Raw genomic sequence first — 26,055 nt, 5'->3', positions numbered from 1 at the left:
AGCGGTCTGATAAGCAGTCGCTCTTTTTTCATTTTAAGTGCTTTATCTGCTCCTGGTACGCGTAATACGTATTTCCTGATATAAGAATCTACCCTTAATAAAAGCTCGTTATAACTCACCACCTTTGTTGTATAATAAGACTTAAACCTAAAATAAATATGAATAATCGATCAATTGATAGCGCCTTTTTGTGTTTTCGCACCTTCTTTATTGTCCCGGAGAGTCTTATCGTAGAGGTAGTTTAAGCTCTTTTCGCCATGAATATTGCCAAGCGAGAAGAAAAGCAGGATAATGAGTTTTTGCCCTTTTTAGATGAGCTAAATGACGGACTGCTGTGGGTGAACAAGTATGGAGATATCATAAGGGTAAATGCTGCTTTTGCCAGAATGACGGGATATTCCAAAGCGGAACTACAGCAAAAGAAAGTGTTCCTTTACATCAGAGAGATTACCATGCTATCTTGGGAGCTTTACTGGCGTAAGATGGCTGAAGGTATTGGGCAGGAGGCTGAAGGTAGAGTGTTAAATGAGTCTGGCATTTTGAAGCCGGTACATATTAAGTTTATGCAGAGAACTTCTGAAACTGATCTATCTTGCTTAATAGTGCAGGACGTAGCCTTCACCGTAGGCGATAGTCAGAGGTTAAAGAGGGTGAGTTATGAATATGATAGGCTCATGTATAGAACTTCTCACGATCTAAAAGCTCCCAGCTCCACTATCTTAGGGTTGGTAGATCTGGTTAAAAGAGACGCTAGTAGCCATCAGCTTGAATGCCTATTGCTAATGGAAAAAACCATAAGAAAGCAAAATGCGCTGATGGGTGACATTAATCACCTTGCTTTTATAGAATCAGCTACTCTGGTTTTTGATAGAGTGGATATAGCTGAGTTAACTAGAAATATAATTACAGATTATTCTGGAGATAGCTGTAGGATAGGTCAGATTGATTGGAAATTGAATTTTAACATAGAAGCGCCCTTTACCAGCGATAGAAATTTGCTTAATAGAGCGCTGGCTCCATTAATTAAAAATGCCATTGACTATAAAAAGGAAAATACTTCAGATTCTAAGGTGTTTATTGAAGCACATGTGACCGAACAAACGCTCACTATAACCATTGAAGATAACGGCATAGGCATAAATAAAGATCAGCATACTAGGATTTTTGATATGTTTTATAGAGGAACAGAACGTTCTACCGGATCAGGTCTGGGATTATATGTGGCACTTATTACTGCCTATAAGCTGAAAGGACATGTGGAGTTGATTAGGTCATTAGAAGGGGATACAGTATTTCAGCTAGTGGTGCCCAATAAATTTTGTGTAAGAAATAAAGCCACATTACAATAGATGTAATATGGCCTTATGTGTTGTTTAATGTCTTTAATTACATAGCAGGCTCTGAGTCTCCATTTTTATTCACTAACTTGGGGCTGCCCATTCCTTCTACTTTAAGCCTGTCATATTGTGTTTCTTTGTCACCTACTATTACGTAAGTCATGTTTTTAAGATCCATATACTTTCTAACCAGACCTTGAACGTCTTCCATAGTCATATTTTGCAAGGTTTTTTGCTCCTCCTCTATGTAATCAAGTGGTAGATCATAACTACTTAAGGTTTCTAAAATGCCTAAAAGTGAATTGAGAGTTTCAAACTTTCTAGTATTTTGTTTTATTAAGGCATTTTTGGTTTTATTAAGATCATCTTCTGTATAAGTTTTTCCGTAGTTGCCTATCACATCCTTAAAGGTTTCCAAAGACTCCAGTGTTACGTTAGACTTCACGCTAGATGAAGCTACAAATGGCCCAGGGTAGGTGCTCATCTCTAGATAAGAATATGCCCCATAGGTATAACCTTTGTCTTCTCTCAATACTTGGAATAGCCTTCCTCCTGATCCTGCTCCCAGTCGGTAGTTGGCCACTGTCAAAGGATAAAAATCAGGATCATCACCCGCTACGGTAAGTCTGGCGATTACTATAACTGATTGCTTTGCTTTCGGTATATCTACGAAATATACTTGAGGCTCATCAGGTACAGGAAGAGTAGCTGGTTCTGGTATATTCACCTCTTTGGCCGCCCACTTTTCTTCAAAGGAGGCAATAGAAGCTTTTACATCATCAGCACTCACATTTCCTGCGATATGGAAATTAGCAATCGATGGGGAGAAGTATTGATTGTAGAATGACTTCATATCTTCCATAGTGATAGATTCAATGGAGTTAACATCTCCTGATGAAGGCGTTCCTAATATACTTTCTTTACCGTATAGTTTAGCATTTAATACCATATTAGCTAAGGCATTCGGGTTTACATCTCTTTGTTGTATGCTGTTAATGGTAGCTTTTTTAATCCTATCAAATTCTTTAGCATCCCAGCGAGGCTCTAGCAAAATTTCTTTAACTAGCTCTAACGTAGCCAGATAGTTTCGGGATAAGCAGTTGGCTGTAATGGTAATAAACTCATCGGAAGTATACATTCTGATATTTGCACCTAGCTGACCGATGGCATCTTCAAGCTCTTCGGGGGTTTTGGTTTTGGTGCCTTCCATCATAAGATCAGTAATCATATAAGCTACCCCCACTTTATCAGGATTATCCACTTTATGACCACCGCTTATTTTTATGCTGAAATTAACCAAGGGAAGTTCACTGGTTTCTATGCCGTATACACCCATTCCGTTTGAGAGCTCGCTAGTCCAGATACTAGGAGGGGTAAGCAATGGGGCATCTCCTAAAGGAGGCTCTTGCGTACGATCAAAAGAACTCTCTGTACGAGGGTAGTCCTCGCTAGGCTCTTGTTCTACTAAGGCACTTTGTTCATTAGGTATTATGGCTTCTTCTTCTATCTCTGCTATGGTGCTTTTGCCTACGGCTAGGTTGGGCTTGCCTGATGGTACAAAGCTGGTGAGTACATAGTTTTGGCCTTTAATGTATTTGTTATATACATCCATCACTTCTTCTTTAGTGACCGCCTTTATGTTATGAATATCGGTTTTTACATAATCAGGGCTACCCGCGTATTCATTATAAGTGGCCAACTGAAATGCTTTTCCGAGTATGCTTGATATGCCATTGTAAAAATCAGTTTCAAGTCCGGCTTTTATGCGATCCAGGTCTTTTTGGTTGACTCCCTCTTTTTCAAACATAGCTAATGCTTCAAATACGGCAGCTTTGGCGCTATCTAGGTTTACATCTTCATTGGCTCTCACCTTTATGGTAAAGGTGCCGGCTAGCTCATTGCTGCTATTATACGCAGCAGGGTTAGGAGCCAATTCTTTTTCTTCTACCAGTACTTTGTAGAGTGGAGCTCTTTTGCCATCAGATAAAATGTCGCCTAACACATCTAAAGCCCATTGATCTTTGTGATATTGCTCTACCGTAGGCCAGGTAATGGTGAGTTCTGGCAAGCTGGCAAAGTTATCTTCGAAATAGAGCTGAATAGTAGAATCTAGCTTGATAGGCTGAGGCTTTAAAGGTTGGTCTACGCCTCTTGAAGGTATTTCTCCAAAATACTTTTCTATTAGTTTTTTGATCTCTTCCGTGTTGAAATCTCCGGTTAATACCAAGGTAGCGTTGTTAGGGCCATAATATTGCTCATAAAATTCTTTTACATCATCAAGTGTTGCATTTTGTAGGTCTTCCAGCTCACCTATAGTAAGCCAGTTGTAGGGGTGTGAGGCAGGATATAAGGCCTTATTAATTACTGCTCTCGTATTACCGTAAGCTACATTGTCATATCGCTGGCGCTTTTCATTTTGTACTACCGGTTTTTCACCTTCCAGGCTAGCTTTAGTTACTGAGTTAATGAAATAGCCCATTCGGTCAGACTCCATCCATAGCACTTTCTCAAGGGCATCTTTAGGCACCACTTCATAATATACAGTACCATCAGTCCATGTGCCTCCGTTAAAGGTGCCTCCCCATTCATTGATATTTTTGAAAAATGCACCTTGTGGCAAATTTTCCGAACGCTGAAATAGCATATGCTCAAAGAAGTGAGCAAAGCCTGTGCGTCCCGGCTTTTCACGGTTAGAGCCCGCATGTATCAGAATAGCCGTTGCCACAATCGGATCAGAATGATCTTCATGCAATATTACATCCAGACCATTACTCAGAGTCACTTTTTCGTAATCAATTGACAACTCACCGTCTGCTGAGTTTTTATTTTCTTCAGAAGTATCACAAGACTGTAGCAGCACCAGTGATATGAAGAAAATGATTGAGTAAATTTTTTTCATTATATAAGTTTAGTTTTGAATGATAAGGACTATCAATTTATAAATAAAAATTATAAAATACAGGTTGTTAATGTTTGAAAGGAGTTTTTCTTGTAATGAATGGCGCTTTTATTAATTTGGAGGAAATTTTGTAAAATGAAGTCTATTAAGTCATTATTGTTTTTTCTGATTTTCTTGCGTTTTCTTCCAGCTTCAGCGCAGACAGACCTGATATTGGATAACTCTCCTACCTCCATCAAGTGGAAGCAAGTTATTACCCCTGGGTTCAGAGTTATTTATCAGGATGGTTTTGATGAACAAGCTCAGCAGGTGGCTGGTAAACTACAATATTTAAGAGCTCCTGAGTCTGAGAGCATGGGTGGAAGGGAGCCTAAAAGAATATCAGTCATTTTGCAAAACAGAAATACCATTTCTAACGGCTTTGTTACTCTGGGGCCAAGGAGATCAGAGTTTCAGACTATGCCTCCACAAGATTATAATTTTACTGGAAATAATCGCTGGCTTGATCTGCTCTCTGTGCATGAGTTTAGACATGTAGTTCAAAATAAACAAAGTAAAAGAGGATTTAATAAGGTTTTCTACTACCTATTTGGTGAAAATACGCAGTCAGCAATGGCATATTGTGCAGCTCCCAGATGGTTTTGGGAGGGAGATGCAGTAGCCTTGGAAACAGCCTTGACTAATAGTGGAAGAGGAAGAATTCCATCTTTTAATCGTGAATTTAGAGCTAATACCCTCGGAAAAAAGAGATATAATTATCATAAACAGCACTTAGGATCTTATAAAGACTTTATTCCTAATCACTATGTTTTAGGTTACCATTTTGTAGGGAGCTTACGAAAGAGGACAGGGGATAAGGATATCTGGGGTAAGGTGACCAATATTGCCTTTTCATTTCCATTTATTCCGTTTACTTTTTCTAATTCACTAAAAATAAAAACTGGTACTTATCTGGTAGGTAATTATGAATTAATGATGGATGATTGGGAGGGTATTTGGAAGGCTCAGTTGCAAGGAGTGAAAATAAGTCCATTTACTACCGTTAATAAAAGAGAATCTGAAGTTTTTAGAAATTATGAGTATCCACAGCCATTGTCAGATGGCAGGGTGCTGGTGTTGAAATCGGGTATTAGTGAAATAGAGAAGTTTGTTGTTTTAAATGCTCAAGGAGAGGAGGAGGTAGTGTATACGCCGGGCATTATGAACAGTTCCGGTATGCTTTCTCTTCAAAATGATCAATTGGTTTGGAATGAGTACCGGTATGATCCTCGCTGGAGGCAAAAGAACTACTCTGTAGTGAAAACTCTGGATTTGGCTAACGATAAAGCTAAAACTATTACCCGGAAAAGTAGGTATGCCGCCGCTGCCTTATCTAGCAAGAGCAATCAGATAGTCACAGCACTTAACACTATTGAAGGAAAGAATTATTTGGTAGTGATTGATGGACTGAGTGGTGAAGAGGTGAGAAGATTTTCCGACGTTGATAATTCACTTTATACCATGGCACGCTGGACAGATGACGATGAGGCCATAGTGGCCGTAAAAGTAAAGTCGCTAAGCAAAGAAGTGGTGAAGATCGATTATGCTTCTGGTGAAGAAAAAGTGTTACTATCTGTTACAAATGAAAATATTGGTCACCCTGTATTATATGGTCAATATTTATTTTATAATTCTCCATACAGTGGCATAGATAATATATATGTGAAAGACCTTGAAACTGAACAGGTTTATCAAGTGACAAGTAGCAAGTATGGTGCATATAACCCTGCTATCTCTCCTGATGGTGAATACATTTACTATAACGATTACACCGTGAATGGATTTGACGTGGTTAAAACTCCTTTTACTGTCGATACTTGGAAGCCTCTAAGTGAGGTGGAAGATAGGCGCTCTACGCTGCCTCAACTGCTTACAGAGCAGGAAGGAAATCCTAATATACTGAATGAGGTGCCTGATGAGCAATATCCTGTAAAAAAGTATAGTAAGCTAGGGCATATGTTCAATATCCATAGCTGGGGGCCTTATGCTACTACAGACCTAACTAGGGCTCAAGTGGGCGTGTTTTCCAGAGATGTACTCAGTACTACTGATATTTCGTTAGGCTATACTTATGACGTGCAAGAAGAGACTGGCTACGGTTCTGCCGGAATAAGTTATCAGGGATGGTATCCTATAATAGATATGGAAGTTACCCGAGGGAGTCGCTCTACTACAGAGAGGGTTGAAGGAGAAGATGTAGAATTCGAGTGGAATGAAACTACAGTGAATGCAGGGTTTAGAATACCGTTATTACTTACGCGTTCAAAATTTCGTAGTCAGTTAACTATTGAAAATAATTTTGGTCTTACTCGTGTTACAGATTATAATCAACCAGACCGTTTATTTATTGATCAGCAGGCTAATGGAGACTTACTTACCAATAAAACAACGTTAAACTATTACAGGCTTTTGAAGACCAGTGCTCGTGATTTGAATAGTAAATGGGGGCAGTCAATTACTATTAATCATACGGCATCTCCTTTTGGAGGTGATTATGATGCTGAGCAAACTGCTTTGAGAGGCACTTTGTATTTCCCAGGCTTATTGGCTAATCATAGCTTTTACGTAAGAGGAGCTTTTCAGCATAAAAAGTGGAAATTAGACACATTGAATAATGATACTTATCTGCTCAGGAATCAGATTCCTCTTCCACGTGGGTATTCACATAGAAATTGGGAAGATTTTATTTCTCTTTCGGCTAATTATACGTTGCCTCTTTGGTATCCTGATCTCACTTTAGGGCCGATATTGTATGTGAAAAGAATAAGAACTAACTTGTTTTATGATTATGGCGCTGGTAGCATTGATCTGGTAAATGATCAACAAGAAATATACGTAAAAAGGGATGCGCAATACCAATCTTTTGGTGCAGATTTCTTATTTGATATAAATATTTTTCGATTCCCACCAGAACTTTCATTAGGATTTAGAATTTCCTACTCAAAAGCCAATGATTATAGCTCAGGAGGTAGTAAGTTTGAGCTACTGATATCAAATATTAGTTTTTGATAAAGATCATATTTATTTGAAATCATTTATTTGAATAAAGGGATTTTAACCCTTATTTTTGGCACAAAATTTAATAGAGACCTATGGCAGAAGTAATACGTATGCCCAAAATGAGCGACACCATGGAAGAAGGTGTAATCGCGTCTTGGTTAGTGAAGGAGGGAGACAAGGTAAAGTCGGGCGATATTTTAGCAGAAGTAGAAACAGATAAAGCAACAATGGAGCTGGAATCCTATGAAGATGGGACATTGCTTCACATTGGTGTAAAAGAGAAAGATGCAGTTCCGATTGATGCTGTAATAGCTATTATCGGAGAGGAAGGTGAAGACATCAGTGGCTTGCTTAAAGAGATTGAAAGCGGAGGTTCTGATAATGGAGCAGCCAAGGAAGAAGAGTCATCGGATAGTGGTGCCGAAGAAGAGGAGGTAGAAGAGATTGATGCTTCTGATGTGAACGCAACTGTGGTTACCATGCCGAAAATGAGTGATACCATGACGGAAGGTACCATTGCTAGCTGGCAAAAGAAGGTAGGCGATTCTGTGTCTTCAGGTGATGTTATGGCCGAAGTAGAAACAGATAAGGCTACTATGGAGCTGGAAGCTTACGAAGATGGTACTTTGCTTTATATAGGTGTAGAAGAAGGTGACTCTGTTGAAGTGGATGGTGTTTTAGCCATTGTAGGTGAAAAGGGAGCTGATTTCGAAAAACTTCTTAAAGCACATCAGGCTAAAGCTAAAAAATCTTCTGGCGGTGGCGAGGAGAAAAAGGAAGCGAAGAAAGAAGCTCCTAAAAAAGAAGAAAGCAAGCCAGCAGCTACTCAGGAGAAGGCTACTTCTTCGACTACTGATGGAGGTAGGTTAAAAGCGTCTCCTTTAGCTAAGAAAATGGCTGAAGATAAAGGCTATGATATTACTAAGATCAAAGGATCTGGTGATCATGGCAGAATCGTTAAAAAAGATATAGAAAACTATACTCCTGCAGCTGATGCTCCTGCAAAACAGGCTGCTGCTGGTGGCGAAGGTACTGCCGTGAATATACCTCAGGTGGTAGGAGAAGAAAGCTACGAAGAGGTGAACGTTTCTCAAATGAGAAAAACCATTGGCAAGCGTTTGGCTGAGAGTAAATTTACTGCTCCTCACTTCTATATAACCATGGAGATTAACATGGATAAGGCTATTGAAGCCAGAAAGGCCATGAATGAATTTTCTCCTGTGAAAATAAGCTTTAATGATATTGTAATTAAAGCGGTAAGTGCGGCTTTGAGACAACACCCTAAAGTTAATTCATCTTGGTTAGGAGATAAAATTAGATATAACAAGCACATTCACGTAGGTGTGGCTGTAGCTGTAGATGAAGGTCTTTTAGTGCCTGTGATCAGATTTGCAGATAATAAGTCATTATCTCACATCTCTGCAGAGGTAAAAGATCTAGTAGGTAAAGCTCACAGCAAGAAGTTACAACCAGCAGACTGGGAAGGAAATACTTTTACAGTTTCTAACCTTGGAATGTTTGGTGTAGAAGAGTTTACCGCCATTATTAACCCGCCAGATTCATGTATCTTGGCTATCGGAGGTATTAAACAAACTCCAATAGTAAAAGATGGGCAAGTGGTTCCTGGTAACGTAATGAAAGTAACCCTTTCGGCTGACCACAGAGTAGTGGATGGCGCTTTAGGAGCAGCTTTCTTACAAACACTAAAAGGACTACTTGAAAATCCGGTGAGAATTTTGGTGTAAAAAGAATATAAAACATTAAACAATATACCCTGGTAGTTTTTTAACTATCAGGGTTATTTATTTAAAAGAACTGATGGGAAAAATTAAAGTAAGATCTACTACGGTATTGGCCGTGGTGCATAATGGAGAAGTAGCGATAGGAGCCGATGGACAAGCTACCATGGGTAACTATGTTGCTAAAAGTAATGTGAAGAAAATAAGGAAGCTGCAAGGAGGTAAAATTGTGACTGGCTTTGCGGGATCAACAGCTGATGCTTTTACCCTTCTGGAAAGATTTGATGAAAAGCTAAATAGCTACGGAGGTAGTATGAAACGTGCGGCAATAGAGCTAGCAAAGGACTGGAGGACGGATCGTTATCTGAGAAAGCTCGAGGCTATGCTTATTACAGCTGATAAAGATGAGGTTTTGATTGTTTCCGGAACGGGAGATGTGTTAGAGCCAGATCATGAAGTAGCTGCCATAGGTAGCGGGTCAATGTATGCTCAGAGTGCCGCTTTAGCGTTGAAGAAGCATGCTTCTCACCTGAGCGCAGACGAAATGGTAAGAGAGGCTCTAAATATAGCAGCTGATATTTGTATTTATACTAATCATAATTTGATAATCGAAAAAGTAACTGGCTGATGCTGACTATATATCATAACCCCAGGTGTAGTAAGAGCCGAGAGACGCTGAAGCTTATAGAAGAGCATGGAGATATGGTAGAGGTGGTAGAATACTTAAAAATGCCACCCAGCAAAGCTGATCTGAAAAAAATTGTAGAAAAGCTGGGGATAAAACCCCATGATCTGATCAGAACAGGCGAAGCAATCTATAAGGAGAAGTACAAAGGCTCAGAGCTTTCTGACGATGACTGGCTTCAGGCAATGGAGGAACATCCAAAATTGATTGAACGCCCTATAGTGATTAAGGGCGACAAGGCAATCATTGGAAGACCTCCTGAAAAAGTGAAAGAGCTTTTCTGAATTCCTTATTCTAGGGTAGAAAAAAGTCAAAAACAAGGTTATTCATACATTTGAAATGGCCCTTAGGGCATTTGTCATACCCTATTTTGGAGCACGGTCTACAATCTAGTTTGTTGTTTTCAAGAATAGTGAAATGAGTTCGGTAGGGGTACATGCCAAACATAGGAATGGTGTTGCCCCATATGCTGAATATTTCCTTTTTAAACGCTGCCGCTATATGCATAAGACCGGTATCATGGCTAAATACATAGCGAGCTTGTTTTACAAGTGATGCAGACTGGTTCAAATTAAACTTGCCACAAGCGTTATAGATAACCGTTTTTTTGTTAAGCTTCACTAGCCCTTCTTCCATAGGTTCAGATTTATCTGATTTTTCAAAGAACTGCTCTATAGCCATAGCAGTTTCATTGTCTCCAGGGCCACCTAGCAGCACAATAGGTTTGTTGATTTTATCGCAAAGCTCTATCATGCGATTTAAAGGTAGTTTTTTGGTGTTATGTTGAGCGCCAATAGCATAAGCAACATACTCTTTTCTATGGCTTTCAGGAAGCCAATCCATAGGCACATTGTCCTTGTCAGGAATGAAATAGTCAAGACCCAAGTTGTCCATTTTTACACCCAGAGGTTGAGCTGTTTCCATATACCTGTCTACAATATGCCTGTTAGGTAGCTTATTGATCTTGAGGTTTACCATGAGCCATTTTTCCTTATTTAGCTTTTTAAAAGAAGCGCTGCGGGCTGCAAGTCTGGTCTTGATAATCTTAGTACGTAGATTTTTGTGGAGATCTATGATGTAATCATAATTCTCTTTTTTAAGAGCTGACACTAAATCACCCATGCTATCTTTTAAATAGTGGATTTTGTCAATGTAAGGATTGTTTTCAATAATCTCCTTGAATTGATATTTGGTGCAGTAATGTACCTCGGCATTTTCTACCTGGGTTTTTACGTTCCTTATTACTGGTGTGGTTAGCACGATGTCTCCAATGGAGGAGAAACGTATAATAAGTATTTTAGTCATGAGGTTGAGGATTATCCTACTTGGGTTAAAGCTTTTTCTTTCTTTGTAGTAAAGTACGACTCTAAATCATTCAAAGACAAGCTGTTAAGGTTCATTTCTTTAGTGAGACCACCTTTTCTGCCTACACAGAGACCATAATACATGTCATGATAGCCTGCTTTAGCGTGGGCATCAGGATTTATGCTAAGCATCACACCCTGTTCTAGTGCATAGTGTACCCAGCGCCAATCAATATCTAGCCTTTTTGGGTTGGCATTAATTTCAATAACCACTTTGTTTTTAGCACAGGCATCGATAATGGTTTTGTGGTCTACAGGGTACCCCTCGCGTTGTAATAGCAGCCTGCCGGTCATATGCCCTAAGATAGTAGTGAAAGGATTTTCTACGGCTCTTAGTACACGTTCAGTAGCTTTTTGAGTGTCCATGTTAAGCACAGAATGGATAGAGGCCACGATGAAGTCAAAACTGGCCAATACTTCGGTGTCATAGTCTAAAGAACCGTCAGGAAGAATGTCACATTCTATACCTTTGAATATTTTAAAGTTTTTGTAGTTTTTATTCAGCTCATCTATCTCTGCTTGTTGCTCTTTTACGCGTTTTTCATAAAGGCCGTTGGCATAGTAAAAAGAGGACTTGCTATGGTCAGTAATGCCAAGGTATTCATAGCCCAATTCCTGACAATAGTCTGCCATTTCTTTTAGTGAATGCTTACCATCACTATAGGTAGAATGATTATGTAAAATGCCTTTAAGGTCAGACATTTCAATAAGTTTCGGAAGCTTGTTCTCGGCGGCTAGCGTTAATTCAAATTGCCCTTCTCTTAATTCAGGAGCTATGTAAGGAAGGTCTGCTAATTTGTATATATCCTCTTCAGAGGCTATTGCAGTGCTTTTAATAAGGTCAGATAGACTTTTATCTTCTTTTACAGGCGTATGAATGTGCGCTGGTGTACTGGTTGTTAAAAAAAGCTGTTTTTGAAAGTCTTCTTTCGTAGTGAACCTTACTCTTACTGCAGTGTTTTCTTGGCTAAGAATACCACGCCAGTTAAAGGGGCTGCTCTTATCTTCTTCAGTGGTCAGGGCCTCATCATTATCTAAAAATGCTCTTACCTTTCCTTCATCAGTTGGGGCACAAAGGAGTAATATTTCTTCTATGACTTCTACTTTTCTTCTAAGCTCTCCAGAGGTAGATATCAGTACATCTTTAAACTCATCTTGTATCTTTTTAATAAGCCCCTCAGCCACTTTCTCGGCCTGAGCATATAGAAGCTTGCCTTGATGTGAATTTCTAAATAAAATGGCTTCTTTAAGGTTTTTTAGAGTTTTATCCCCAAATCCTTTCAGTTTAGCCAGCTCACCACTATCAATAGCCTTTAATAATTCCGCACTATTCTGAATATTGAGGTCTTTCCATATCAGGTGTATTTTTTTTGCACCTATGCCTTTTAGGCTAAGTAAGTCTAATATTCCTTCTGGTGTTTCAGAAAGATATTTTTCCAATATTGCTAAGTGGCCTTCTAGGTTAATTTCATCAATAGCTGCTGCTATGCTTTTACCTACACCATCAATTTTTTCTAGTTCTTCCAAGCTGAGATTAGACAGCTGAATGGACTCTCTTTCTAGATTAAAAATGGCGTTATTGTAGCTTTTTATTTTAAATTCGTTCTCACCATGAAGCTCCATTAGCTGGGCCGTGGTTTTCAGTAATTTTATAATTGATTTGTTATCCAAAAGGTATTTTCATTTATTGGTCTACTACAAAATAAAGGAAACATTTCTTTGAACTCACTATTATTTGACGGCTAACTGTGATTTAGAATTTTTATAATTAGAGAGATGTTTACATGATACTGTCTAAATCAGTATATTTCAGTTGTATTCTAAACCATTTCCCTCATACATTACATTATGAAATTTAACACTCTACTGTTGTTCTTTCTCTTGTACTCATTTACTGCTCACTCTCAGTTGAAGCAGATTAGCAGATACGAACTGAACAGAAAAAGCGGAGATGATTTCTTCACTGTTATTTCTGCCGGCACTGAAGGAATGATCGTGATACAGGAAACTGATCATTATGAAAAAGGAAAAGGTAAGATCTGGAAGGCGATATTGCTAGATACCCTTATGGAGGAGCGTTATAATTATGAAGTGGGTATAGAAAGTGCTTTTATATTCAGAGGATATGACTTTAACAATGGCATTTTTTATATGCTATTTAGGCATGATGAAGGCTTGAAAAGTGATTTTCACTTAATTACCTTACACGTGGCCACTGGAGATTTAAAACGTTATGATATTAAAAATGAAATAGAGCTGGAGCTATCTCATATGATAGTGGTGGGGCAGCGGGTGGTATTGGCGGGTTATGTTCGCTATAGCCCCACATTAGTTTCTTTAACTATGGGTGAGGATAACCTTTCAGTAATACCAGGCTATTTCAAAGATAGGAGTGATGTTATAGACCTTCGTGCTAATCATAATAGAACGTTTAATGTGCTTACAAGGGAAAAGAACTATGATGGTTACTACCTCCGTATGCGTACTTATAGTCCTGAAGGCAGGATCTTGTTTGAAAAGGAAATTGAAGTGCCATTTGATTATAAGATAGTAGATGCTAAAACTACTGATTTTGTGAGTGGAAATATCGCCTTGGTAGGTACATATAGCCGTGGGAGTACTTCATCATCTCAAGGCATATTTTTCACTACAGTACAGCCAGAGGGGGTGAGAGAAAAAATGATATATTTTGGGTATGGAGATTTAGAACATTTTTTCGATTATATGGGGGAAAAAAGATCGGCCAGAATGAAAAGGAAAATAGAGAAGAAAAAGGCGAGGGGCAAAGATTTTAATTACAGTTCCAAGTTACTATTACATCAGGTGAGAGAGGAGCAGGATGCCTACATAATAGCCGCTGAAATCTATGATCCTGAATTTGAACGCTATCAGGATCCTTCAATGTTCTCACCGTATTATGATCCGCGAGGTTTTAACAGGTATCATGCTTTTAGCCAGCAACAGTATGTAAGAAGGCCTTATGGTTATCAGGTTAATCATGAGCCTAATCATTTCAAATATTTGGAAACAATTATAGTGAAGCTAGATGATGAAGGAAAGCTGGTGTGGGATAACAGCTATGCGATAAAAGAGGTAGAATCATACTCATTAGAAGCTGTAACTGACTACCGTGTGAAAGGAGATGATATAACCATTATTTATAAGTCTGAAGATAAACTGGCCTATAAATTAGCAGAAGGAAATACAGGCCTTGTAGAAGATTCTGATGAGCTGGCTATGCTCTATGAAAATGATGAGCTTGATCATGACTATGAGGGAGTAGGAGGTGTGAGTCACTGGTATGATAATACCTTTTTTGTGTGGGGATATCAGAAGGTATTAAACAAGCAGAATGAATCAGTAGACAACCGAAGGAATGTGATCTACATTAATAAGGTTGAGGTTGATAAAACCCTTCTAAATAAGCAGTAGAGTTAATTTAGTTTAATTATAAATTAAAATCACAATGAACATTTTCCTGCTTTTTCTCATTAAATGAGTATAAACTAAAACGGAATAACTATGGAAAATGTATGTAAAAATTGTAACCATTGGGCGCCTGAGGCACCGGTAGTTGCTCATAAAGAGAATTACGGAGAGTGTAACAAGTTAAGTCATGTGGAGTCAAAGATGGACCCTGACTTTATCATACCTGTACTTAATGGTGGTAAGCCAGTAGATGGTAATTCTAAGGAGATAGAATACATTACAGGCTCTACTTTTGGATGTAACCAATTTGCGCAAGCATAAGAAAATATAAATTTTTATTGAAGCTGTTTTAAAGGAAAGGATTGTGTAAAAATAATTCTGATTTTGAAACAGCTTTTCCTTTAATGGCTGGCCAGTTCATAAATAAAGTATCCTATTATCGTTAGGATCATAGCTGCATACATAAGCAGATCTACTCTTACATACTCTTTATATTTCCTGTACAAATTCAATAATTCTTTCATGTGCTCAAAGATAAGTGTTTAATTTATTTTAAATACTTTGAATTTGCCTTTATCTTGGCATCAAGTTATGAGTACTACATTAAGAGAAAAGAAGGTCGGGTTCGGAACGGGTCCTGTATTCTTTACGGCTATATCTACTATTTTGGGGGCTATTATGTTCTTGAGATTTGGTTATGCCGTTGGCAGCGTAGGATTTGCGGGTACTATCGGAATCATTTTATTTGCAAACTTAGTCACTATACCTACTGCTATGGCTATTGCCGAAATAGCCACTAATCAGAAAGTTGAAGGAGGAGGTGAATATTATATCATTTCGCGTTCTTTTGGTATTAACGTAGGGGCCGCTATAGGCATAGCCCTTTATTTATCCCAGGCTATCAGTGTTGCTTTTTATACCATTGCTTTTGCCGAAGCTTTTGGTCCTGTGTTTGACTATGTAAATGCGCAATTTGACCTGAATTTATCTGATAAAAGAATTATTAGTCTGCCTGCTGTGATTTTACTGAGCATACTCATGATTAAAAAAGGAGCAGATTTAGGTATGAAGGCCTTGTATGTGGTGGTGGCTATTCTTTTCCTTTCACTTATCATGTTTTTTGTAGGCTCTACAGATTATAATTCTGCCATGGTCAACCTTCAGTGGACTGATCATATTGACAATCCGGATACGTTTTTTGCTGTATTCGCTATTGTCTTTCCTGCTTTTACAGGTATGACGGCTGGTGTGGGCCTGTCAGGTGATTTAAGAGACCCTAAAAAGTCTATACCACTAGGTACGCTGGCAGCTACTATTGTGGGTATGGTTATTTATATTTTCATTGCTTACAAACTTGCCGTATCTGCAGCTCCTGAAGATTTAGCGGATGATCCTTTAATAATGATGCGAATAGCAGCGCTAGGACCGATTATTCCTATAGGCCTGGCAGCAGCTACTATTTCTTCGGCTTTAGGCAGTATCATGGTGGCACCTCGAACTTTGCAGGCGTTGGCCAGTGACAAGGTGTTTCCTCTACCTCATATTAACACATATTTGGCCAAAGGAAAGAAAGGCTCTAATGATCCTATTAATGCCACTATAGTCACCAGCCTTATAGCCATTATTTTTGTAAGTCTGGGAGATGTAAATGCTGTAGCTGAGATCATATCCATGTTTTTTATGATCACCTATGGATCATTATGCCTTATATCCTTTTTACAGCATTTTGCAGCAGATCCATCATACCGTCCCTCATTTCGCTCCAAATGGTATGTGTCATTGTTAGGCGCCGTATTGTGTGTTTATCTAATGTTTAAGATGAATGCTCAATATACTATCATATCTATCATTTTAATGACCGGTATTTATTTCTTCGTTACTCAAACCAGTAAATCACGAGAGGGGTTGGCTAAAATATTTCAAGGAGTAATTTTTCAGTTGAGCAGGCAGCTTCAGGTTTTTCTACAGAAGGCTGAGCGTGGAGAAGAGGGTTGGCGTCCTTCAGTTATTTGTATCTCATCTGATTTCTTCAAACGTCCCTCTGCTTTTCAGTTTATGAGGTGGATTTCGCACCGATATGGATTTGGCACCTATCTTCATTATATCAATGGCTATTTTTCAAAAGATTCTTACCAAAAATCGCAGGAGCAAATACGCAGGTTATTAAAGGTTACAGGAGCTACGCGTAACAAGGTGTTTGTAGATACACTCATTTCACCTTCATTTACCAGTGCGGTGGCTCAGGCCATACAGTTGCCAAGTGTATCTGGTAAGGAAGTGAATATGATACTCTTTGAATTTGCTAAAGATAATGCAGCCAACCTAACGGATATCATAGATAACTTCACTATGGTAAAAGCGGCTGAGTTTGATATTTGTGTGCTAGGATCATCAGACAGAGAGTTTGGCTTTAATAATAATATACATATTTGGCTTACCCCCAACGATTTGAAAAACAGTAGCCTGATGATTTTGATGGGATATATCATTATGGGTCACCGTGATTGGAAGAATGCAGAGATCAAAATTTTTGCAGTGGTGAATGAAAAGGAAATGTCTGAGCAAGAAGAGATGCTTATTTCTATGATTAAAGCAGGTAGACTGCCAATCTCACCCAAAAACATTGAGCTTATAAAGCATAAACTAGAAGTGAGTACCAAAGAGATTATTAACGATAAGTCTCAGGATGCAGACCTTACAATAGTGGGCTTCAGAGCTGAAGCTATTAAGCAGCGTGGGGCAGAAGTGTTTAAAGGTTATGAAGGGGTTGGCAATATACTATTTGTAAATGCTTCAAAAGAAAAGGAAATACAGTAGTTAAACTTCTCGTTTAAATTTAACGAAAAAGCTTGCTCCTTTTTTTACCTCGCTTTCGCACCAGATTTCTGCGTTAATGGCGTCTGTATATTTTTTCACTATAGATAGCCCCAGGCCTGTAGATATTTCATTACCTGTAGGCCTGGCAGAAAGCTTCTGGTATTTTCTGAAAAGCTTTTTCTTATCTTCTTCACTAAGCCCTGGACCTTGGTCTTTTACTTCAAAAAGTGAATGACCTTCTTCTTCTGTTAAGTTGATGGTAACAGTGGTTCTCCTGGGTGAAAATTTAAGAGCATTAGAGATAAGGTTTTCTAGTATTTGATAAGCCAAATCCTCATCAGCTTCAGCTATTATAGGCTTGTTGAGTTCGTAATTCAGTGTTATGGATTTCTCCTCAGCAATTAGTTTATAGTTAGAAATTATTCCAAGTAAAATTTCGCTCAAATCAACTTCAGTAAACTGAACATTAAGGACGTTAGACTCCATTGATTCAACATCTAATATACGAGTTACCATATCATTAAGGCGACCTGCACTGTATTCTATGGTGTTCAGGTACTTCATGGTTTCTTCATCTATTCTTTCCGGATGAATTTTTATAACACTAACCAATCCTTTGATCTGACTAAGCGGGCTTTTCAAGTCATGGGCCACTATGCCAATAAGGCTGTTCTTTTCATTATTTAAATTGATGAGCTCTATGTTTTTCTGCATGAGTTCATCTTTTTGTTTGCGAGTTATAGCATGCATATTGCCAATAGTTTCATTAGCATTATATAAATAATCTGCCTGATCTTTTAACTCCTCATTTTTTTCAGTAATAGTTTCATTGGCTTCTTTGAGCTGGTGTGCCTGCTCTTCTATTTTTTGTTTTTGCCTGCTAAGCTCTTCATTTTTATGCCATATATTTTCATAAGCATCTTCCAGATGATCCATGAGTTTAAGTAGCTCCTTTTTTTTATGTTCAAGCAGGTAATTATCAGAAGAAACTATTTCATTTTTTCTTTTGAGCTGATTAGCTTCAATTTTAAGATTGTCAATTTCTGTTGTTACATCTTTTACGTATTCATCGTTAGAGGGCAGGGCATATTTAATGAACTCCATATGCTCTTTGATGAAGTGCTTAAGATCTGGATCTGTAGATTTTTCTGAAAGGGTGAGCAAACCATTAGCAAAACCTTTAGGTAAAAAGCTATAGGTGGGTTTTTTCACGTCTTTTTTAATATTCGTCATTACACGCCATGTTGGTGGCTAATGAAATTAGTTGAATGATGCGTATTATGCTATTATTTACGACTTAAATATGAAATTTTTTTTGTCTCTTCTTTTTTTATAAAGAAACTGGAAGAAAGTAAGGATAATTGATGTCTCGAAAAATTTAAAAAGATCAGATATACTATTACGTTTTCTAGTGTCTGTTTTGGAGATTAATGTCAGCATACACCAAGCAGAATCAATGGCAGCTATCAATCAGATTAATGAGCTTATAGTTGTAGTTATTAAAATCGGGTTGTTGTCTATAGTTGCCCGCAATGAAGGAATATGGGAAAGGTGATAGTATTTTCTTTCCACACTTCTTTCAAATGCTTTATTACTGCAGGTACTGGATTTTCATTATGTTCTTTAATGTATTTTTGTACAGATGACCAGGTGTTCAGATACCCTTCCATATGCTCAATAGTCCAAGGTAGTGTGTATTTAAAATACTGCTTTTCATAATGGTTCAAACCGAATGATATATCATCATATTCATTCATGAGTATAGCTCTTTCCGGATCCCAGTACGGACCAATGACTACATCATGAATATGCCGGATGATTTTGTTGGCTTCTTCATTAATATCTATGAGACCATAACCAAAGTAGCAAAGCCAAGCCTGTGGTGCAGCCACTCTTCTTGCCTCTTTGAGAAAAGCATTATGATTGAACCAATGGATTGCCTGAGCTACGGTGATCAGATCTACTGATTGATCTGGGAGCAGGCTATTTTCAGCGGAAGCTATATGGTATTTAATGTTTTCATGTTTTACAGCATTATCTAGCTGGGTCTGGCTGATATCAGTAGCTATTACCTTGTCGAACTTTTCAGCTAATTGAAGAGCCACTTGGCCGTTGCCTGTGGCGCAATCCCAAGCGCAGGAATACGAGGAGAGACGAGCAAAAATACTGTTGTAAAGATCTTGCGGATAGTCAGGGCGATACTGAGCATAGCCTTTAGCTTGGGTAGAAAAGTTGTCCTTCATAAAAATTGCCTATTTTTAGGTTGTAATTAATAAACAGGTGAACGATTTTAGCCATTAAAAGTTAATTGTATTATCCCAAATTTAACCTCATGAAACGCTCAAATATATTCTTAGCTGTTATTTTAATTTATGTCGCTACTGCTTGTGGACATAAAGAAATGGATAACTCCGTTCTAATAAATCAAAAAGAAGGGTTGGTAGCGGAAGATATTGCTGTTTTTTATCCTGATCAGTTTGATTCAGTACAAACGCTGCCTTCAATGGCGGTTATTAAGGATCTTAACTTTACTAATGCTCTTCCTGGTGATTGGGCGGTCAAACCTGAATTTAGTACAACTGACACTTCCAGTATTGTGAGGATTCCTTTTCCTAAAGGAACAGATTTATATGGAAATGGTGAAGTAACGGGCCCTTTAAGGCGTAACGGCACTGAGATAAAACTATGGAACACTGATAATTTCGGCTATGGTAAGTTCGATGGGAAGCAACTTTACCAGGCGCATCCATGGGTGCTGGGGGTTAGGCCCGATGGGAGCAGTTTTGGGATAATAGCAGATAATACCTATCGCCAGACTTTTGAGCTTAAGAATCCTATTACTATTACCTCCCAAGGTCCGGGATTTAGGGTGATAGTGATCGAAAAAGATAATCCTGAGGATGTTTTAAAGGCTTTGGCTGACCTTACTGGGAAAATGAAACTGCCCCCTTTATGGGCTTTGGGGTATCAACAGAGCAGATATTCTTACTATCCTGATTCTCAAGTGAGAGAGATAGCCCAGAGTTTTAGAGAGAAGCAGATTCCTTGTGATGTTATTTGGATGGATATTAACTATATGGATGGTTTTCGAATTTTTACATTTGATGAAAATGGTTTTCCTGACCCTAAAAAGCTTAATGATGATCTTCATAGCATGAATATAAAAGCTGTATATATGATAGATCCGGGAGTTAAAAGGGATTCTTCATATACTGTTTATCAGCAGGGCAGCGCGGGTAACCATTGGGTACAGAATGCTGAAGGCGATGAATTCAATGGAGAGGTTTGGCCAGGGCAATGTGCTTTTCCTGACTTTACCCGCCCCGAAACACGAGAATGGTGGGCTGGTCTTTACCAGGATTTTATGAAGTTGGGCATAGATGGTATATGGAATGATATGAACGAACCCGCAGTATTTGATGGCCCGGAAGGAAGCATGCCATTTGATAATATTCACCGGGGTGGTGGAGACCTGCCAGCTGGTGAGCACATCCGTTATCATAATGTATACGGATTGCTCATGGTGAAGGCCAGCAGAGAGGGTATTATGAAGGCTAATCCTGATTTAAGACCTTTTATACTATCGAGAGCGAACTATTTAGGAGGACAGCGGTATGCTGCTACCTGGTCAGGAGATAATGTTTCATCTGAGGCACACATGAAAATGTCTATTCCTATGACTATTACGTTGGGCCTTTCTGGTCAGCCTTTTAACGGCCCTGATATTGGTGGTTTTACTGGAGATGCCAATGAAGAGCTTTTGGCTCAATGGATGTCTCTGGCTCCTTATTATCCTTTTTGTAGAAATCACTCGGCTATAGATGTAGTAAGACAGGAGCCTTGGTCTTTTGGTAAAAAAACAGAAGATGTTTCTCGTACTGCTGTGAATAGAAGGTATAGAATGATGCCTTATTTGTATACACTTTTTCATGAAGCTTCAATATCTGGTCTGCCGGTGATGCGCCCTGCATTTTTTGCTGATGTGAAAGACCAGAAACTAAGAAAGGAAGAAGAGGCATTTCTGTTAGGAGACAAGCTGTTGGTGATCCCTAGTTGGGCAAAAAATCCGGCGTTGCCCAAAGGCGATTGGAAAAGTATTCCTTTTGAGCATGAAGATGATGGCTATCAAGCTACTGTAAAGCTAAAAGATGCAAGCATTGTGCCGATGAGCAAGCTTATACAGAGTACCGAAGAATATTCAACGGATTCATTAACATTGTATGTTAACATCAATGAAGACGGTAAGGCAGAGGGCGAACTTTATAATGATGCCGGACAAGGTTACGACTATCAGTCAGGAGGATATGAATGGTTACAGTTTAAGGTGAGTAATAAAAATGGAAGCAGCTATTCTTTGGAGGTAAATAAAAAGGATGGCAGCTGGGATAAGCATCATACTTATAGACTGGCTATAGTAAATGAGGGTGGTGTTAGCTACTCAGACTGGAAAACTGAAGATCTTATATTTTCTGTGAATAATTAGTTGAATTGAAAACCTTTTTAAAATGAAGGTGTCTTTGTACCTGAGGAAGAGTTTCTCGAGATACAAATAAATCAGTAACACTGATGAAGAGAGGGTTAAAGCATATATGACATTAAGACATAAATATTTTAAGTTGCGTTCGTTAAGGAGGTCTCGTCGGGGACTTTTGGTCAGCCTTTTAATATTTCTTTTTGTCCTCGTGTTTGCCGTATTACTCACCTATGAGAAACTAATTAATTACTATGCTTATGATCTGCTGGGAAGGAGCATAAAGAAAACGGTAGAGATAAAAACTGATGGTCTTTATAGCATTTCTTATGATAGCATAGCAGTAGATTTTTTTAAATCAAAGGCTACCCTTTTTGAATTTGAGGTAAATATTGATAGTTCTAAAATAGAGGATAATGATAAAGGAACCCTATTTGCGGCTAAAGTGCCGCTCATGGAAGCCAATATAATAAACCTCATAGAGATCATTTTTAAAGATGAGCTCAAGATAAAGTCGATGTCATTGAAAGATCCCGAGGTGTGGATAACGCAGCCTAGGAGAAATGAAGAGAACTTAGGCTTATCTAAAGAAAGTGGAGATGTTTATAAAACCATAACAGAGCAGATTAAGGCTTTTAATCTGGGTGAATTTAAAGTGAATCATGGTAAGATTAGTTATAAAAGAGAAGTTCTATCTCCTTACTATGATTTTGTAGCGGGTAATATATCTTTCACTATAAAGAATTTTGGCTGGAACAGAAAAAAGGCCAATTCAAATCAAAAATTTTATACTGATCATATAAGTCTTATGCTTAAAGATCAGTCTTTTAAATTGAGAGATTCGATACATGAAGTAACTTTTGATTCAGTATTGCTGTCTACCAAAGAATCTAAAATGAGCCTTATTAATGTGCATTTGTACCCAAGGTTCGACAAGCTCAACCAGCCGGAATTAGTAGGTAAAAATGCCTATTACGTGGAGATGCCAGCACTGAAGCTCAGGGGGCTAAATTTTGGAAAGGCTTACGATGAAAATATTCTTGATATCGACAGCTTAGATCTTGTCTCTCCAAAGTTTGCTATGGATAATTTTCATGGTGCTGATCCTAATCAAGAGTTAAGTCCTTCTACAGAGCAGTTGATTAAGATTATAGCTCAGCTCTTTAATGTTATTCAGGTAAGCAATGTTAATATCAACGATGGAAATATTAATATCCTTCGGGATAGGGCTACCTCTATTTCTCGGTTCAAAGCAAGAAATATTTTTGCCCGTGTAAAGAATGTAAAAATCGATACTTTGGCCTATAGTGAGATTGGCTATGACAGTGCTACCGTGGGGCTAAAAGATTACCTCTACACTATGCCGGATAGTGTACACGTACTCAAGTTTGGCAGCCTGTTTTTTACTACCACAGATAAATCGAATATTAAAGTAGACTCAGTAGAGGTATTTGATAGACTTACAGATGCAGAAAAGAGGGAGAAAGGCGGAGTGATCAATATAGTAGCACCACATATGGAAGTTACTGGTTTTGAGTTTCAAAATTTCATAGATAATAATGAATTGGTAATGAATAAGGTCGAGGCTATTAGGCCCGATATAACTTATTATATGAAGAGCGGCGCTAATAATTCCAATAAGCAATTTGATCTACCTAGTCAGGTGCATAACATTTTCGATCTTCTAAAAGCCGATAGTATCAAAATAACCAAAGGCAGTGTACGTCTGGTGAAAAAAGGGGTAGATCAGGTGAGTGTGAAGGGACTTAAGACTTCAATAGGAGAGATCTATAATTATCCAAATAAATCTAACTTGTATCTGGATAGCATTCGCATGATCATAAAGGCTCGTCAAATAATATTACAACCTTCTGGAGGTTTTTATGGAGAACTTAGTAACGTCACACTCGCACAACAAGATATAGCAAGGGCCCATATTGATAGGTTACAGATTAATCATACCAAGGGCATTGCAGCAGACCTTTATGATATAGAAACTTCATCTCAACGGCTGGCTATATTGGTCAATAATCCGGAAAAAGCAATGAGAGGAGTGAGTGTTAGGCAGTTTAAGCTGAGATTAGATGCTGATAAACTTAATAGCGGAGCTGGTAAAACAAGTCAAAATCATTCTTCTACCGTTTTTAGTAACATTAAACTTGGAAAAGGAGAGGTGACCATTATAAAAAATGGCGAAGAATGGATGCATACTAATGTTAAGACTACAGGCTTTGCTCACTTGGAGATAGGTAATGAAACCAAGGTAGATGGGGTATATGGTGATTTTGGCTCTACATGGTTGAATAAAGGAGAAAAGAGAATTTCAGTAAGCAATCTAAGGATCTCTGGTGCAAGAAATGAGCTGGCGGTAAAAGGTCTGATTGTAGGGGGTAACAGCCACTTATCAGTAGATAGTTTGGCTGTAATGGGGGCGGATATCAATGGCCTCATTAATGATGGAAATTTATATGCCCGGCATGTGGTAATGCGCAAGCCGAAATTGCATTTGAAGACAGTTGAAAAATCTGATGGAAGTCAGCCGGTGAGTATTGAAGATCTTAGGAGGCGCATTAATGAAACATTTAATGACATAAATGTTAAAAAGGTATCTTGGGATAAAGCTCATATTTATAATGACAGCGGCTTTGAGATTAGCAACTTTAGTGCAGATCTAAAAAATGTAAAGATATCTCAGGAGGGGGGAAGAAAGGGTAAGCTTCCATTTATGCAGAGCATATCGGGTAACATACAAGAGATTAAAGTGCCTCTAAAAGAGGCCTCAGTTACGCTCAAAGGGGTGGTTGTAGATTCCAGAGATGATCTTATTAAAATTAATGATTTCACTTATTCTGATTTTTCTGGAATAACATCTATCCAACTACCGCAGTTACAGAGCTCAATACCTGATTTATATAAGTTATTAGAAGACCAAAGGCTGATTTTAAATAAAGTCACCTTACCACACCCAATACTTAAGCTCGAAAAGAACAAAGACAAAGAGGATAAGAGTAAATTTTTGTCAGGAGGAGTGTTAAAAAGCATAAGCATAAAGCATCTTGACCTTCAGCATGGGGATTTACTACTGAAAAGGGAAAATAAGGATTTTGAATTAGATGACTTCTCGATAGATGTCTACGGTATTGAGCTGGACGAAAACACTGATCTAAGCGACAATCTACTGGTGTTTAATAATATAAGATTGGCCACACCTAATCTCACATTTTACACTAAAAATAAATTGAATAAACTGATTTTAGGAAATGTGAAGTTTAGTTCGCGAGATTCAAGTCTTACAGTTACAGACATGTATTTCTCTCCGGTATACGGCAGAGACGAATTCTTTAAACATAAGCAATATGAAAGCGACTATATAAAAGCTGATGCCAAGACGGTGAAACTCTCTGGTATTAATTTAGACAAGTTTTTAAACCATCAAATTATAGATAGCCGACAACTATTAATAGAGAATGCCCAGGTAGATGTGTTTAGGGATAAAAATATGCCAGATGCACCCAATAAGGAAAAGGTGATGTATCAAATGGCGCTAATGCAGTACGACAGGCCTTTTAACATAGAAAATATACAGCTTAGAAATATAGACATCACCTATAATGAGCATGCAGAGAAAGCACAGAAACCGGGCTTCATTACTTTTAATGACCTAAATGCAGACTTTAAAAATGTGACTAACAGAAAAGATTTATTAAGGAAAAATAAGAACATGACGGTTGATGTAAGTGCCAATGTCATGGGAAAAGCCCCTTTGAGCCTTTCAGTTACTTTTGATATGCTTTCTCCCGAAGGAGAATTTACCCTTGGTGGAAACATGGGCGAAACTTCTTTAACCGTTTTTAATGATATCACGCGGAATAATGCGTTTATAGATGTGAAGGACGGCTATGCTAATAGCCTTATGTTTAGCGTTAAAGGTGATAAGGAAGTAGCTTACGGGAATATGGATTTTCATTATGAAGATCTGAAGGTAACCATACTTAATAAGCATTCGGGTGATTCTAAGTTAGTGAAATCTATAGCTTCCTTTTTTGCAAATACCTTTGTTATTAATAGAAATAACCCTCATTTATTTAAGTTTAGAGATGGGAAAATCTATTTTGAGCGTAATCCTAATAAATCATTATTCAACTACTGGACTAAGTCTTTTTTAAGTGGGTTGGTAGCGAGTATAGGTGTAAATAATAACCGTAAAGAATTTGAAAAAGTCACTAGCGGCGATCAGGCTGACAAGTGATTTTTGTCATATGGTTTTTACTGAAA

16 protein-coding genes are annotated in these 26,055 nt (G+C 38.2%); 10 read left to right on the top strand and 6 right to left on the bottom strand.

Annotated features, from left to right (window positions below; translation table 11 throughout):
- Nucleotides 1-257: 257 nt before the first annotated feature.
- On the top strand, nt 258-1,349 hold the full coding sequence (locus tag JL102_RS22145) for a sensor histidine kinase (RefSeq protein WP_202246659.1): 1,092 nt from the start codon (nt 258-260) through the stop codon (nt 1,347-1,349).
- A gap of 37 nt (nt 1,350-1,386) precedes the next feature.
- On the opposite strand, the gene JL102_RS22140 is transcribed toward JL102_RS22145, so the two are convergent.
- Nucleotides 1,387-4,236, bottom strand: a complete 2,850-nt coding sequence (locus JL102_RS22140; RefSeq protein ID WP_202246658.1) for a M16 family metallopeptidase — start codon at nt 4,234-4,236, stop codon at nt 1,387-1,389.
- Nucleotides 4,237-4,371: 135 nt separating this feature from the next.
- On the opposite strand from JL102_RS22140, the gene JL102_RS22135 reads away from it, so the two are divergent.
- The 4 genes from JL102_RS22135 (at nt 4,372) to arsC (ending at nt 9,983) form a co-directional block, all read left to right on the top strand.
- Nucleotides 4,372-7,284, top strand: coding sequence for a TolB family protein (locus JL102_RS22135; RefSeq protein WP_202246657.1), 2,913 nt, complete (start codon nt 4,372-4,374; stop codon nt 7,282-7,284).
- Between the two features lie 83 nt (nt 7,285-7,367).
- On the top strand, nt 7,368-9,020 hold the full coding sequence (locus JL102_RS22130) for a pyruvate dehydrogenase complex dihydrolipoamide acetyltransferase (protein ID WP_202246656.1): 1,653 nt from the start codon (nt 7,368-7,370) through the stop codon (nt 9,018-9,020).
- Nucleotides 9,021-9,093: 73 nt separating this feature from the next.
- Nucleotides 9,094-9,642 (top strand): ATP-dependent protease subunit HslV, encoded by a 549-nt coding sequence (gene hslV, locus JL102_RS22125; RefSeq protein ID WP_202246655.1) that lies wholly within the window; start codon nt 9,094-9,096, stop codon nt 9,640-9,642.
- On the top strand, nt 9,642-9,983 hold the full coding sequence (gene arsC, locus JL102_RS22120; protein ID WP_202246654.1) for an arsenate reductase (glutaredoxin): 342 nt from the start codon (nt 9,642-9,644) through the stop codon (nt 9,981-9,983). The genes hslV and arsC overlap by 1 nt, the downstream gene beginning before the upstream one ends.
- Before the next feature lie 10 nt (nt 9,984-9,993).
- Here arsC and JL102_RS22115 read toward each other — a convergent pair whose 3' ends face one another.
- The gene (locus JL102_RS22115) at nt 9,994-11,004 is read right to left on the bottom strand and encodes a glycosyltransferase family 9 protein (protein WP_202246653.1); all 1,011 of its coding nucleotides are present in this window, start codon (nt 11,002-11,004) and stop codon (nt 9,994-9,996) included.
- Nucleotides 11,005-11,015: 11 nt separating this feature from the next.
- Complete coding sequence (locus tag JL102_RS22110; RefSeq protein ID WP_202246652.1) at nt 11,016-12,734, bottom strand: PHP domain-containing protein; 1,719 nt, start codon at nt 12,732-12,734, stop codon at nt 11,016-11,018.
- Between the two features lie 177 nt (nt 12,735-12,911).
- Between JL102_RS22110 and JL102_RS22105 the strand changes: the two genes are divergently transcribed.
- Together JL102_RS22105 and JL102_RS22100 are read left to right on the top strand one after the other, a co-directional pair.
- On the top strand, nt 12,912-14,495 hold the full coding sequence (locus tag JL102_RS22105) for a hypothetical protein (RefSeq protein ID WP_202246651.1): 1,584 nt from the start codon (nt 12,912-12,914) through the stop codon (nt 14,493-14,495).
- Nucleotides 14,496-14,585: 90 nt separating this feature from the next.
- Nucleotides 14,586-14,813, top strand: a complete 228-nt coding sequence (locus JL102_RS22100) for a hypothetical protein (RefSeq protein ID WP_202246650.1) — start codon at nt 14,586-14,588, stop codon at nt 14,811-14,813.
- A gap of 80 nt (nt 14,814-14,893) precedes the next feature.
- Here the strand turns inward: JL102_RS22100 and JL102_RS23905 are convergent, their stop codons facing one another.
- Nucleotides 14,894-15,016 (bottom strand): hypothetical protein, encoded by a 123-nt coding sequence (locus JL102_RS23905; RefSeq protein WP_262896898.1) that lies wholly within the window; start codon nt 15,014-15,016, stop codon nt 14,894-14,896.
- Nucleotides 15,017-15,083: 67 nt separating this feature from the next.
- Between JL102_RS23905 and JL102_RS22095 the strand changes: the two genes are divergently transcribed.
- Nucleotides 15,084-17,309, top strand: coding sequence for an amino acid permease (locus JL102_RS22095; protein WP_202246649.1), 2,226 nt, complete (start codon nt 15,084-15,086; stop codon nt 17,307-17,309).
- On the opposite strand, the gene JL102_RS22090 is transcribed toward JL102_RS22095, so the two are convergent.
- Both JL102_RS22090 and JL102_RS22085 read right to left on the bottom strand, forming a co-directional pair.
- A complete protein-coding gene (locus JL102_RS22090) occupies nt 17,310-18,542 on the bottom strand; it encodes a sensor histidine kinase (RefSeq protein ID WP_202246648.1) in 1,233 nt (410 codons plus the stop codon). It abuts the gene before it with no gap.
- Between the two features lie 284 nt (nt 18,543-18,826).
- Nucleotides 18,827-19,552, bottom strand: a complete 726-nt coding sequence (locus JL102_RS22085; protein ID WP_202246647.1) for a class I SAM-dependent methyltransferase — start codon at nt 19,550-19,552, stop codon at nt 18,827-18,829.
- Between the two features lie 89 nt (nt 19,553-19,641).
- Here JL102_RS22085 and JL102_RS22080 point away from each other — a divergent pair, with 89 nt between their 5' ends.
- Nucleotides 19,642-21,792 (top strand): TIM-barrel domain-containing protein, encoded by a 2,151-nt coding sequence (locus tag JL102_RS22080; protein WP_202246646.1) that lies wholly within the window; start codon nt 19,642-19,644, stop codon nt 21,790-21,792.
- A 106-nt stretch (nt 21,793-21,898) separates the two neighbouring features.
- Nucleotides 21,899-26,029, top strand: coding sequence for a DUF748 domain-containing protein (locus JL102_RS22075; RefSeq protein ID WP_202246645.1), 4,131 nt, complete (start codon nt 21,899-21,901; stop codon nt 26,027-26,029).
- Nucleotides 26,030-26,055: the final 26 nt, after the last annotated feature.

Origin of the sequence: Fulvivirga sediminis, assembly GCF_016757215.1 — a bacterium.
GTDB lineage: Bacteria > Bacteroidota > Bacteroidia > Cytophagales > Cyclobacteriaceae > Fulvivirga > Fulvivirga sediminis.
Note: the sequence above shows the minus strand (reverse complement) of the source record. Positions and strands in the feature narration are given on the sequence as shown.

What these genes read in the sequence shown, in the direction of transcription:
- JL102_RS22145 (WP_202246659.1), top strand. Translation starts at nt 258, where the DNA reads ATGAATATTGCCAAGCGAGAAGAAAAGCAGGATAATGAGTTTTTGCCC.
- JL102_RS22140 (WP_202246658.1), bottom strand. Translation starts at nt 4,236, where the DNA reads ATGAAAAAAATTTACTCAATCATTTTCTTCATATCACTGGTGCTGCTA.
- JL102_RS22135 (WP_202246657.1), top strand. Translation starts at nt 4,372, where the DNA reads ATGAAGTCTATTAAGTCATTATTGTTTTTTCTGATTTTCTTGCGTTTT.
- JL102_RS22130 (WP_202246656.1), top strand. Translation starts at nt 7,368, where the DNA reads ATGGCAGAAGTAATACGTATGCCCAAAATGAGCGACACCATGGAAGAA.
- hslV (WP_202246655.1), top strand. Translation starts at nt 9,094, where the DNA reads ATGGGAAAAATTAAAGTAAGATCTACTACGGTATTGGCCGTGGTGCAT.
- arsC (WP_202246654.1), top strand. Translation starts at nt 9,642, where the DNA reads ATGCTGACTATATATCATAACCCCAGGTGTAGTAAGAGCCGAGAGACG.
- JL102_RS22115 (WP_202246653.1), bottom strand. Translation starts at nt 11,004, where the DNA reads ATGACTAAAATACTTATTATACGTTTCTCCTCCATTGGAGACATCGTG.
- JL102_RS22105 (WP_202246651.1), top strand. Translation starts at nt 12,912, where the DNA reads ATGAAATTTAACACTCTACTGTTGTTCTTTCTCTTGTACTCATTTACT.
- JL102_RS22100 (WP_202246650.1), top strand. Translation starts at nt 14,586, where the DNA reads ATGGAAAATGTATGTAAAAATTGTAACCATTGGGCGCCTGAGGCACCG.
- JL102_RS23905 (WP_262896898.1), bottom strand. Translation starts at nt 15,016, where the DNA reads ATGAAAGAATTATTGAATTTGTACAGGAAATATAAAGAGTATGTAAGA.
- JL102_RS22095 (WP_202246649.1), top strand. Translation starts at nt 15,084, where the DNA reads ATGAGTACTACATTAAGAGAAAAGAAGGTCGGGTTCGGAACGGGTCCT.
- JL102_RS22090 (WP_202246648.1), bottom strand. Translation starts at nt 18,542, where the DNA reads ATGACGAATATTAAAAAAGACGTGAAAAAACCCACCTATAGCTTTTTA.
- JL102_RS22085 (WP_202246647.1), bottom strand. Translation starts at nt 19,552, where the DNA reads ATGAAGGACAACTTTTCTACCCAAGCTAAAGGCTATGCTCAGTATCGC.
- JL102_RS22080 (WP_202246646.1), top strand. Translation starts at nt 19,642, where the DNA reads ATGAAACGCTCAAATATATTCTTAGCTGTTATTTTAATTTATGTCGCT.
- JL102_RS22075 (WP_202246645.1), top strand. Translation starts at nt 21,899, where the DNA reads ATGACATTAAGACATAAATATTTTAAGTTGCGTTCGTTAAGGAGGTCT.